Origin of the sequence: Erythrobacter epiphyticus (genome assembly GCF_034653295.1) — a bacterium.
Lineage (GTDB): Bacteria > Pseudomonadota > Alphaproteobacteria > Sphingomonadales > Sphingomonadaceae > Erythrobacter.
In genome coordinates this window covers 26,031-37,704 of sequence record NZ_JAYEEU010000006.1, presented here as the reverse complement: position 1 = coordinate 37,704, position 11,674 = coordinate 26,031, and the positions used below count along the sequence as shown (strand labels likewise).

9 protein-coding genes and 2 riboswitches are annotated in these 11,674 nt (G+C 64.0%); of the genes, 7 read left to right on the top strand and 2 right to left on the bottom strand.

The window, feature by feature from the left end; genetic code table 11:
• Positions 1-12: 12 nt before the first annotated feature.
• Positions 13-114: riboswitch (glycine riboswitch) on the top strand.
• A riboswitch (glycine riboswitch) is annotated at positions 115-228 on the top strand.
• 82 nt (positions 229-310) lie between these two features.
• Genes gcvT through gcvPB form a run of 4 tightly spaced genes read left to right on the top strand, consistent with a single transcriptional unit; the run spans position 311 to position 4,785 of the window.
• Positions 311-1,432, top strand: coding sequence for a glycine cleavage system aminomethyltransferase GcvT (gcvT, locus tag SOQ14_RS04640; RefSeq protein WP_322897048.1), 1,122 nt, complete (start codon positions 311-313; stop codon positions 1,430-1,432).
• 3 nt (positions 1,433-1,435) lie between these two features.
• Complete coding sequence (gcvH, locus tag SOQ14_RS04635; protein WP_322896892.1) at positions 1,436-1,807, top strand: glycine cleavage system protein GcvH; 372 nt, start codon at positions 1,436-1,438, stop codon at positions 1,805-1,807.
• A gap of 48 nt (positions 1,808-1,855) precedes the next feature.
• Positions 1,856-3,229 (top strand): aminomethyl-transferring glycine dehydrogenase subunit GcvPA, encoded by a 1,374-nt coding sequence (gcvPA, locus tag SOQ14_RS04630; RefSeq protein ID WP_322896891.1) that lies wholly within the window; start codon positions 1,856-1,858, stop codon positions 3,227-3,229.
• Positions 3,229-4,785, top strand: a complete 1,557-nt coding sequence (gene gcvPB / locus SOQ14_RS04625; protein ID WP_322896890.1) for an aminomethyl-transferring glycine dehydrogenase subunit GcvPB — start codon at positions 3,229-3,231, stop codon at positions 4,783-4,785. Before gcvPA ends, gcvPB begins: the two co-directional genes overlap by 1 nt.
• A 45-nt stretch (positions 4,786-4,830) precedes the next feature.
• Here gcvPB and SOQ14_RS04620 read toward each other — a convergent pair whose 3' ends face one another.
• On the bottom strand, positions 4,831-6,336 hold the full coding sequence (locus SOQ14_RS04620; protein WP_322897047.1) for a CoA-acylating methylmalonate-semialdehyde dehydrogenase: 1,506 nt from the start codon (positions 6,334-6,336) through the stop codon (positions 4,831-4,833).
• 143 nt (positions 6,337-6,479) lie between these two features.
• Positions 6,480-7,265 (bottom strand): citryl-CoA lyase, encoded by a 786-nt coding sequence (locus SOQ14_RS04615; RefSeq protein ID WP_322896889.1) that lies wholly within the window; start codon positions 7,263-7,265, stop codon positions 6,480-6,482.
• A gap of 91 nt (positions 7,266-7,356) precedes the next feature.
• On the opposite strand from SOQ14_RS04615, the gene SOQ14_RS04610 reads away from it, so the two are divergent.
• The 3 genes from SOQ14_RS04610 to SOQ14_RS04600 all read left to right on the top strand — a co-directional run bounded on the left by SOQ14_RS04610 (position 7,357) and on the right by SOQ14_RS04600 (position 11,639).
• Complete coding sequence (locus tag SOQ14_RS04610; protein ID WP_322896888.1) at positions 7,357-8,493, top strand: CaiB/BaiF CoA transferase family protein; 1,137 nt, start codon at positions 7,357-7,359, stop codon at positions 8,491-8,493.
• Positions 8,494-8,495: 2 nt separating this feature from the next.
• Positions 8,496-9,311, top strand: a complete 816-nt coding sequence (locus SOQ14_RS04605) for an IclR family transcriptional regulator domain-containing protein (protein ID WP_322896887.1) — start codon at positions 8,496-8,498, stop codon at positions 9,309-9,311.
• A gap of 120 nt (positions 9,312-9,431) precedes the next feature.
• Entirely contained in the window at positions 9,432-11,639 is a 2,208-nt protein-coding gene (locus SOQ14_RS04600) for a TonB-dependent receptor (protein ID WP_322896886.1), read from the top strand.
• Positions 11,640-11,674: the final 35 nt, after the last annotated feature.

Below are 11,674 nucleotides of genomic sequence, written 5' to 3'. Positions count from 1 at the left end.
GGAGCGATTCCGGCGTCTTTCGCGGGAGAGACAGGCTCGGCCTCACAGGGTCGGGATGGCGCCGAAGGAGCAACCGCCCCGGAAACTCTCAGGCAAATGGACCGCGCAAGACAGGGCACTCTGGAAAGCGCCTTGCGTAACCCGCAAGGCCACCGAAGGGGAAAGTGCAGGGCGGCCCGCAAGGCCCCGTGCGCCCAAGCTCTCAGGTCACCCGACAGAGGGGGCAGGAATGGTGCAGCGCTGTTTTGGCGCTGCGCTGCTGTCATTTCTGTGATCGGGAACCTGTGTGAGCGACCAAATCGACCAAGCGATGGATTCTGACGAACCGCTGCCGCTCGATCCCTTGCCGCTGGATAGCTGGCACCGGGCGCAAGGCGCGCGCATGGTGCCGTTCGCAGGCTATGAGATGCCGATCCAGTATGAAGGCATTGTCGCCGAACACACCTGGACGCGCGAGCATGCGGGCCTGTTCGATGTGTCGCACATGGGGCAATTGCTGCTGTCGGGCGAAGGGCTTGATGCCGCGCTCGAAGCGATCCTGCCGATTGACCTGTCGACCCTCAAAGTGGGGCAGCAACGCTATTCGCTGCTGCTCGACGAAAACGGCGGCGTGCTCGATGATCTGATGGTCTCGCGCTGGCCCGATGCGCTGTATCTGGTGGTGAACGGCGCGACCAAGTGGGATGATATCGCCACCTTGCGCGAGCATCTCCCCGATGAGATCACGCTCCAGCATCTCGATGAACAGGCGCTGCTGGCCTTGCAGGGGCCGAAGGCGGCCGATGCGCTTGCGCGCCATGTCACGGGCGAACATCCCTTGTCGGCGCTCACCTTCATGAAGTTCGGGCGTTACACGCTCGCCGGGCATGCGGTGACGATTGCGCGCGCGGGCTATACCGGCGAGGACGGGTTCGAAATCTCGCTGCCTGCCAGCGCGGCAGAGGACATCGCCACGCTGCTGTGCGGTGAGCCCGAAGTGAAGCCGATTGGCCTTGGTGCGCGTGATTCGCTGCGGCTCGAAGCGGGGCTGCCGCTCTACGGCCATGATCTCTCGCCCGAGACGTCGCCGGTTGAGGCCGGGCTGGTTTTCGGGATCAACAAGCGCCGCCGCACCGAGGGGGGCTTCCCCGGTGCCGGGCGGATCAACCGCGAGATCGCCGAAGGCACGGCGCGCAAGTGGGTTGGCCTCAAGATTGAAGGGCGCTTGCCCGCGCGCGAAGGCGCCGAAGTTTTCGCTGGCGCCGACCTGGTCGGCACGGTCACCAGCGGCGGGTTTTCCCCCACTCTCGGCCAGCCGATTGCGATGGCCTATGTCGCCAGCGCACAGGCCGCGCCCGGCACTCTCCTTGAGGTGGAAGTGCGTGGGCGTCGCCTCGCCGCCACCGTCTCGCCCACACCTTTTGTCCCGCACCGCTATTACCGAGGGAGCTGATCAATGCCGCGCTATTTCACCGATGAACACGAATGGATTGATGTCGAAGACGATCTCGCCACGGTCGGCATCACAGATTACGCACAGGGCCAGTTGGGCGACATCGTGTTCGTCGAATTGCCTGCCCCCGGCACCGCCGTGGAAAAGGGCAAGGACGCCGCTGTGGTCGAAAGCGTCAAGGCGGCGAGCGATGTCTATGCCCCGATCACTGGTGAAGTGACCGAAGCCAATCCCGCGCTCGAGGAAGACCCCGCGCTCGTCAACACCAGCCCCGAGGAAGACGGCTGGTTCTTCAAGATGACGGTGGCCGATCCCTCCGAGCTTGAAGGGCTGATGGACGAGGCTTCGTATCAGGAATTCGTCGCCAAGCTGTGATTCTTGGCGCCTTGGTCCGCCCCTGCAAGCGGGCGACAGGAGATCATCATGCGTTACCTTCCTCTCACTGATACCGACCGGGCCGACATGCTGACAAAGATCGGCGCGGCCTCGATCGACGATCTGTTTGTCGATGTGCCCGCGATCGCGCAGCTTGACGGGCCGATCCGCGATCTGCCGCTGCATGCCAGCGAAATGGCGGTCGAACGCCATATGAAAAAGCTCGCGGCGAAGAACCTTGTGGCAGGCGATGTGCCGTTCTTCCTCGGCGCGGGCGCCTATCGCCACCACGTGCCGGCCAGTGTCGATACCATCATCCAGCGCGGCGAATTCCTGACGGCCTACACGCCCTACCAGCCGGAAATCGCGCAGGGCACCTTGCAGATGCTGTTCGAATTCCAGACGCAGGTGGCGCGGCTTTATGGCTGTGCGGTAGCCAATGCCTCGCTCTATGATGGCTCGACCGCGTGCTGGGAAGCCGTCGCCATGGCGGCGCGCGTCACCAAGCGCACCCGTGCGGTGCTGTCGGGCGCGCTCCACCCGCATTACGCCGAAGTCGTCAAGACCATGGCGCAATTCACCGGCTACACCATTGGCGATGCCCTGCCTTCGATCACGCCTGATCCCGAGCTTTCGGGTCTGATCAGCCGGATCGATGAAGAGACCGCCTGCGTCGTGGTGCAATATCCCGATATTCTCGGGCGGATCAGCGATCTGACCCCGATTGCCGAAGCCGCCCACGCCAAGGGTGCGCTGCTGGTGGTGGTCAACACTGAGCCGGTGGCGCTGGGCGCGATCAAGTCGCCTGGTGAAATGGGCGCGGATATCGTGGTGGGCGAGGGCCAGTCGCTCGGCGTCGGCCTGCAATTCGGTGGGCCTTACCTTGGCCTGTTCGCGGTGCGCGATCCCAAGCATGTCCGGCAGATGCCCGGGCGGCTGTGCGGCGAAACCACTGACGCCGAAGGCAAGCGCGGCTTCGTGCTGACGCTTTCGACCCGCGAACAGCACATCCGCCGCGAGAAGGCGACGAGCAATATCTGCACCAATTCGGGCCTGTGCGCGCTCGCTTTCACCGTCCACATGACGCTGCTGGGTGAACGCGGCCTGCGCGAGCTCGCCGCCGAAAACCACCGGCTGGCCTGCTTTGCGGCGGACCGTCTGGCGAAGGTGCCGGGGGTGCGTGTGCTCAACAACGGCTTCTTCAACGAATTTACCGTGATGCTTGATGGCAAGCCGGCGCGCGAAATCGTGCGTGATCTGGCGGATCGCGGTGTGCTCGCGGGCGTTTCGCTCGGGCGGCTCTATCCGGGTGTTGCCGCGCTCGAACAGGCGCTGCTCGTTGCCGTGACCGAGACCACCACCGAAGAGGATATCGAGCGGCTCGCCGCCGAACTTGCAGCCAGCCTCAAGGAGACTGTGTGATGAACGCCCCCAACAAGTCCGGCTGGAAGCCCGAGATGCAGATCGCCGAAAGCGGCTTTCTCGGCGGCCCTGTCACCACCACGGGCAACCGCGCGCTGATGCTTGAAGAGCCGCTGCTGTTCGAGATCGGCCGCGCCGATGTTACCGGCGTTGATCTGCCGATGGTGGACGCTTCCGCGCCGACCCGCCTTGGCGGGCTGGCCCGTTCGGAAGCGATCGGCCTCGTCGGCCTGACCGAACCGGAAACCGTGCGCCATTACACGCGCCTCAGCCGTCAGAATTACGGGATTGATCTCGGCTTCTTCCCGCTCGGCTCGTGCACGATGAAGCATAACCCGCGTCTCAACGAGAAGATGGCGCGGCTGCCCGGCTTTGCCGACATTCATCCGCTGCAACCGCAATCGACGGTGCAGGGCGCGCTTGAAGTGATCAGCCAGCTTGGCGAATGGCTCTGCAAGCTGACCGGCATGCCCGGCGTCGCGATGAGCCCCAAGGCCGGCGCGCATGGCGAGCTGTGCGGCATCCTTGCGATCCGCGCGGCCCACACCGCGCGCGGCGATGCGCGCGAGGTCGTGCTCGTGCCCGAAAGCGCCCACGGCACCAATCCTGCCACGGCGGCCTTTGCCGGTTACCGGGTCGAGGATATCCCGGCGACAGCCGAAGGCCGGGTTGATGTGGCGGCGCTCAAGGCGCGGCTCGGGCCGGATGTGGCCGGGGTGATGATCACCAACCCCAACACCTGCGGGCTGTTCGAAAAGGACTTCCGCGAAATCGCCGATGCGGTCCACGCAGCGGGCGGCTATGTCTATTGCGACGGTGCGAACTTCAACGCCATTGTCGGCCGGGTGCGCCCGGGCGATCTCGGCGTCGATGCGATGCACATCAACCTGCACAAGACCTTCTCGACCCCGCATGGCGGCGGCGGGCCGGGTTCGGGGCCGGTGGTGTTCTCCGAAGCGCTCGCGCCCTATGCGCCGCTGCCTTTCGTGCGGCAGGATGGCGATGGCGTCTTCTACCTTGTCGAGGAAGAGCACACCGAGGAACGCGGGCCGAGCTTTGGCCGGATGACCGCCTTCCACGGCCAGATGGGCATGTTCACGCGCGCGCTGACCTATATCCTCAGCCACGGCGCGGACGGGTTGAAGCAGGTCGCCGAAGATGCCGTGCTCAACGCCAATTACATCCTGCGTTCGATGGAGGACATCCTCCACGCGCCCTTCGCGGCGAGCGGGCCGTGCATGCACGAGGCGCTGTTCGGCGACAAGGATTTCGGTGGCGGGTTGTCGACGCTTGATGTCGCCAAGGGCCTGATCGACGAGGGCTATCACCCGATGACGGTCTATTTCCCGCTGGTGGTGCATGGCGCGATGCTGGTCGAGCCGACCGAGACCGAGAGCAAGGCGGCGATCGATCAGTTCATAGCGGCCTTCCGCGCGGTGGTCGAACGGGCGCTGGCCGGGGACGAGGCGCTCAAGCAGGCGCCCTATTTCGCGCCTCGCCGCCGCCTTGACGAGACCGGCGCTGCGCGCAAGCCCAAGCTCGCTTTCGAAGGCTGAAACACCGACGCTCCCCCTCCCTGGTGGGGAGGGGGAGTGCTGCGATCACCCCATTGTCGGGATGACGAAGGCGTTGCTGCCGTCGTGCGAGCCGTCGGGCCAGCGTTGAGTGATTTTCTTGTTCTTGGTCCAGAACCTCAGGCCCTCGACGCCATATTGGTCGATGTCGCCAAAGCCCGAACGCTTCCACCCGCCGAACGAGTGGTAGGCGACCGGCACCGGGATCGGCACGTTGATGCCGACCATGCCGACATTGACCCGCGCGGCGAATTCGCGCGCGGCGTGGCCGTTGCGGGTGAAGATCGCAACGCCGTTGCCATACTGATGCTCGCTCGGCAGGCGCAACGCTTCTTCGAAATCATGCGCGCGCACGATCTGGAGCACGGGGCCGAAGATTTCCTCCTGATAGGACTTCATCTGCGGGGTCACGCGGTCGATCAGCGTCGGACCGACGAAGAAGCCCTTTTCGTGGCCTTGTAGGGTGAAGCCGCGCCCGTCGACGACGATCTCCGCGCCCTCTTCCTCGGCGGTGGTGATCCACTGTTCGATCCGCGCCTTGTGCTCGGGCGTGACGACCGGGCCGTAATCCGCGTCAGGATCGTTCGAGACACCGATCCGCAGGCCCGCGATGGACTTGAGCAGCTTTTCCTTGAGCTTTTCGGCGGTGTCCTCGCCCACCGGCACCACCACGGGCAGCGCCATGCAGCGCTCGCCCGCCGAACCGAAGGCCGCGCCGGTCAGATCGGTAACGACCTGATCCAAGTCCGCGTCGGGCAGCACGATCCCGTGGTTCTTCGCGCCGCCGAAGGCCTGCACGCGCTTGTTGTTCGCGCTGCCCCGCGCGTAAATATACTGCGCGATGTCGGACGAGCCCACGAAGCTGATCGCGGCGATATCAGGGTGCTCGATGATTGCGTCGACCATCTCCTTGTCGCCGTGGACGACCTGAAGCAGCCCCTCGGGCGCACCCGCTTCGAGGAAGAGCTCGGCCAGCCGCACCGGCACGCTCGGATCACGTTCGGAGGGTTTGAGGATGAAGGCGTTGCCCGCCGCGCAAGCCATGCCGAACATCCACATCGGGATCATCGCCGGGAAGTTGAACGGGGTGATCCCCGCGCCGATGCCGAGCGGCTGGCGCATCGAATAGACGTCGATCCCGGGCCCGGCGCCGTGGGTGTATTCGCCCTTCATGATCTGCGGCAGCCCGCAGGCATATTCGATCACTTCAAGGCCGCGCTGCACATCGCCGCGCGCATCGGGGACGGTCTTGCCGTGCTCGCTGGAGAGCATCTCGGCGAGTCTCTGCATGTTCGCCTCAACCAGTTCCTTGAAGGCGAACATCACCCGCGCGCGGCGCTGCGGGTTGGTGGCGGCCCAGCCGGGCTGGACGCGCTTCGCGGTCTCCACCGCGCGGGCGAGCAGCGCGGCATCGCCGAGCGCGACTTCGGCCTGCACTTCGCCGGTCGAAGGGTTCCAGATGGCGTGCTTGCGGCCAGAGGAATTTGAACTGGCGGGGCTGTCGCCGACGATGAAATGGTCGATCTGACGCAGTGTCTGTACCATGGGGGAAAAGCTCTCCTGTCCTGTGCGCTCCCCATGCCGCCGGGCGGGGGCCAAGGCAAGGGTGCTCAGCCCCTCAAAAGTGCTCAGGCAAGCCGGAAGCGGCGGGCGCGCAGGGGAAAGCCGGCGCTGGCCTATTCGCCCGCGTCAAACCCGATGCGTTCCGCCGCCGCGCCCGACATGATGAAGCCGATCGGTCGTTCGGTTTCTTCCTGCAAGTGCGCTATCAGGCTGGCAGTGCGGGCGAGCAGCGAAATGCCTTTCAGCGCCGCGAGCGGGAAGCCCGCATCGAGCATCACCGCCGGGATCGCGCCGTTCACATTGATCGGCAGGCTCCGCCCGATGGTGTCGGGCAGTGCCGCAGCGATAGTGTGGAGCATGGCGATATGCGCGCCTTCGATGCCTTGCTCCTTGGCGATGGCGAGCAACCGGTGCGCGCGCGGATCACCGCCCGAATGCTGCGGATGGCCAAAGCCGGGGATGGCCTTCTTCTCGGCGCGCAATTCCTTGATCGCGGCAGTAGCGGCGTCAGCAGCGCTGATGCCTTCGGCTTCGGCCCGCGCGACACAGGCCGCATAGAACTTGCCTGCCACTTCCGCGCTGCCGAGCACCACCGAACCGCAGCCGAGCAAGCCGGCGGCAACGGCGCCGTGGAACGCCTCGGGCGCGGCGGCATAGGTCATGCGGGTGGCGACCACGCTCGGCACAAGGCCATGTTCGGCAATGGCGCAGAGCACGGCATCAGCCAGCACCTTTTGCGGGCCCGACGGCATCGTGCCCGTGACGAGCAGCCAGAAATAGCTGGTAAAATCGACCTTGCCGATCACCTCGTCACACAGGTCGAGCCCGCGCACCGTGATGCTGGTGGCATCCGAGGTGCAGATAGACGTAACCGCGTTGTCCTGCTTGCCGATGCGCATCCGTTTTGCCTTTTCGATAGTCGAAGTTGATTTCGCTATGCGAAAGATATAGGGTAACGTCAACCTTCAAGCGCATAACCGGGATGATGACATGACGGCGCAGCCACTCAAGGACGTAACCGTGCTCGAAATGGGCACTTTCATCACCGGGCCGGCTGCGGGCATGATCCTCGCTGATCTGGGTGCCAATGTCATCAAGATCGAACAGCCCGGCACGGGCGATCCGTTCCGCTCGTTCAAGGGCGAACTCTACAGCCCGCATTTCCAGACTTACAACCGCAACAAGCGCTCGGTGACGATTGATCCCAAGAACCCCGAAGATCTGGCGGTGCTTGATCAGCTGGTGGAGCAGGCCGATGTCTTCATCCAGAATTTCCGCCCCGGCGTGGCGGATCGTCTCAATGTCGATGCCGCGCGCTTGCAGGGCCTTAATCCGCGCCTGATCTATGCTTCGATCTCGGGCTTTGGCAGCGAAGGGCCGGATCGCAACCGCCCTGCGTTCGACACCGTGGCGCAGGCGGCCAGCGGGTTCCTGCGGCTGCTCGTCAATCCCGAACACCCGCGCGTGGTCGGCCCGGCGATTGCCGATGCGATGACGGGCTTTTACGCGGCGATCGGTGTGCTCGCCGCGCTGCATGAACGCGAGACCACGGGCAAGGGCAGGCTGGTGGAAACCTCGATGTTCGAGGCAATGTGCCACTTCAATCTCGATGATTTCACCCATCTGCTGTCCGCCGATCAGGTGATGGGGCCCTATAGCCGCCCGCATGTCAGCCAGTCCTATGTCTTCGCCTGTGCCGACGGCAAATGGATCGCGCTGCACATGTCCTCGCCGCCCAAGTTCTGGGAGAACCTGGCGATCGCGGTGGGCCAGCCCGACATGCTTGCGCTGCCCGCCTTCGCCAGCCGCGATGCCCGCATCGCTCATTATGAAGATGTGGTCGCCTTTCTCGCCCCGATCTTCGCGCAGCATCCGCGCGCGCATTGGGCGGCCGAGCTGACCCGCCTTGAAGTGCCCAATTCGCCGGTGCACACTTCCGAAGAAGTGCTGGCGAGCGAACAGGCGCAGCATCTTGGCCTCGAAGTCAGCGATCCGGCCGGGCCGAAGGGGCCGTTCCGCACCATCCGTTTCCCCGTGAGTTTCGATGGCGCGCGCATGGACACAGTCACAGCGCCTCCCCTATTGGGCAGCCATGACGAGGAAATCCGCCGCACCATCAGGAGTTGAGCATGGCTGAAGCAGACCCCGAAAGCGTTGGCAAGGATCCCGAATACCTCTCGACGCTTGAACGCGGTCTGCGCGTGCTGGTGGCTTTTGACGAAGCGCATCCCGAAATGACGCTGAGCGAGGTCGCGGCGCGCACCGATCTCTCGCCTGCGGTCGTGCGGCGCTGTCTCAAGACGCTCGTCGAGCTGGGCTATATCGGCCAGTATGAACGCAAGTTCCTGCTGCGTCCTTCGGTGTTGACGATTGGCTCGGCCTTTCTGGCCTCGATGCAGATCGAGCAGGTGGTGCTGCCGCCCTTGCAGGGATTGCGCGATCAGACCGGCGACAGCGCCTCGCTGGCCGTGCTCTCGGGCGCGGAGATCCTCTATGTTGCCCATGTCTCGACCGACCGGCGCTTTCGGGTGGCCGCCAATGTCGGCACGCGGTTCCCGTTCCACGCGACCTCGCTTGGCAAGGCGCTGGCTGCGCATCTGCGGCCGGCGGAGCAGACCGCGCTGCTGGATGGCGCGCCGTTCCAGCGCTTCACCGAGCGCACCATAACCGAGCGGGCCGCGATGGAAGAGCGGCTCGCGCTGATCGCGGCGCGCGGGTATGATTCGGCGCTTGATGAGCTTGATTATGGCATCGTCTCGGTCGCGGTGCCGCTGTTCGGGCGCGATGGACGGGTGATCGCCGCGATCAATTGTTCAACCTCGACCACGCGTATTTCGCAGGATGAACTCGTGCGCACCCGCCTGCCGCTGCTGCGAGCGGCGGCGGGCGAGATCGAGGCGGCTCTCAAACGCTGGCCCGCGCTCGAGGTCTCGCTGCGGCCATAAGGCAACACTTGCCGGTTTTTCGCATATCGAAGTTGACTTCGCATTTCGAAGATAATAGGGGGATAAGGAGGAGGGCATGACGAAGGCGCGCGTCTCGCGTGCCCCACAGGGGAGAGATATATGAAGATTTCGGGCGCCACTTTTGCGAGCACCACGGCTCTCGCTGCTGCCCTGCTGGCCACGCCAGCGGTTGCGCAGACGGCCGATGCCCCGGCCCAGCAGGCCGAAGCCCCCACCACCGGCGAGATCGTCGTCAGCGCGCTGCGCCGCGATCAGCGCTTGCAGGATGCGCCGCTCGCCATCACCGCTTTCGATGCCAAGGCGATTGATGATGCCGGGATCGAGCGTCCTTCCGATTTCATCGGCCTGACGTCCAACGTGACGCTGGTCGAAACCCAGAACGCAGGCAATGCCTTCGTCGTCATCCGCGGTATCACGCAGAACCGCAACTCCGAGCCTTCGGTCGCAGTGATTGTAGACGGGGTGCTTCAAGTAAACCCCGCACAATTCAACCAGGAGCTCTTTGACATCGAGCAGATCGAAGTCCTGAAAGGTCCGCAAGGCGGCCTCTATGGACGCAACGCGATCGGCGGCGCGATTGTCATCAACACCAAGAAGCCGACGAGCGAGTTCGAAGGCAATGTGACCGCCGGGATCGATAATGGTTTCGGCTATTTCCTGCGCGGCGGGGTCAGCGGGCCGCTCGCAGATAACGTGTTCTTCCGCGTGGCCGGTTCCTACTACGACACCGACGGTTTCATCCCCAACACCTTCCTGGGTGAAGATGCCGATCCGGTGCAGGATTTCAGCCTGCGCGGCAGCCTGCTGTTTGAAGCCACGGATCGTCTGTCCATCGATGTGCGTGCATCGGTGAACCAGCTGCGCACGCAGGGCCTCTATTACAACATCGTCAATGATGTGAACACGATCGCTGATGTGCGGGTGAACAACCCCGGTCAGAACGATCGCGACATCTACAACGTGGCGATGAAGGTCGAATACAAGGGTGATAACGCGGTGCTGACCGCGATTTCGTCTTACGACACCCTCAAGGAAATCCTCACCGGAGATGCGTTCGACTTCCTGCCGATCGAAGACAGCTTCTTCTTCAATCTGTTTGAAGGCATTTTCGGCCCCGGCAATGGCTTTGACCTCAACCAGAGCCAGTATCTCAATGTGAAGGCGTTCAGCCAGGAAGTGCGGTTGGCCTCGCCCAATGACGGGCGCAAGTTCAACTGGCTGGTCGGTGGCTATCTGGTCGATACCACCCGCTTCATTTCAACCGGCAACATGATCGACACCGGCAACGGCGTGTTCCCGGTGTTCCGCACCCCTTCGACCAACCCGCTCAACCCGCAGTTCAGCTATCTGGCGGACGGACAGGAAAACTTCGCCTGGGCGGCTTTCGTCAACGCGGGCTACGAATTCACCGAACAGTTCCGCGTCGATGCCTCGCTGCGGTATGACCGTGACCGTCGCCGCCAGACCACGCTGACCCCGCAGGGCTTCCTGCCGGTGGTGCCGGGTGTGCCACAGGCGCAAAGCGGCGAAGTGCGCACCCGCACCTTCGAAGACTGGCAGCCCAAGGTGACGCTCACCTACAAGCCGGATCGTGATGTCACGATCTATGGCGGCTACAGCCGTGGCTTCCGTTCGGGCGGCTTCAACCAGACCGGCGTCGGCGCCGAGGCGATCAACAACGCCATCGTGGGCGTGGGCGATATCTTCGAGGCGGAAACCGCTGATACCTTCGAAGTCGGTGTGAAGACCAAGATCGGGCCGGTGAACCTCAATGCGGCGGCTTACACCACGAAGTCGGAAAACAGCTATTTCTTCGTCTTCCTCGCCCAGTCGTCGACCCAGAACCTCGGCAACATCCCTGAGGTGCGGCTCAATGGCTTTGAAATCGATGCCTCGGCACGGATCCTGCCCTATTTCGATGTCAACGCCTCGTTCGGTCTGACTGACAGCGAGATCAAGGCATTCCCCGATCCCAGCGTCATCGGCAACGAAGCCCCGCAGATCGCGCGCTCGACACTCAACCTCGGCGCGCAATATTCCGGGCCGCTGGCCGGCCGGGTCGATCTGCTCGCGCGCGTCGATTACCGCCGCATCGGGCGGACCTGGTGGGAGCCGTTCAACACCACCGTGCGCGATCCGGTTGATCTCGTCGATGCACGTCTTGGTATCAAGGTTGATGGCGTGGCCATCACGGCCTTCGCCCAGAACCTGTTCGACAAGACCTATAACGCGGAATTCTCGCCCGGCGGCTTCGTGTTCCGTGCCCGTCCGCGTCGCTTTGGCGTGCAGGTGCGTTACGATTTCTGATGGGCGCGCACATGCGGCATAAAGCGCAAATCGGA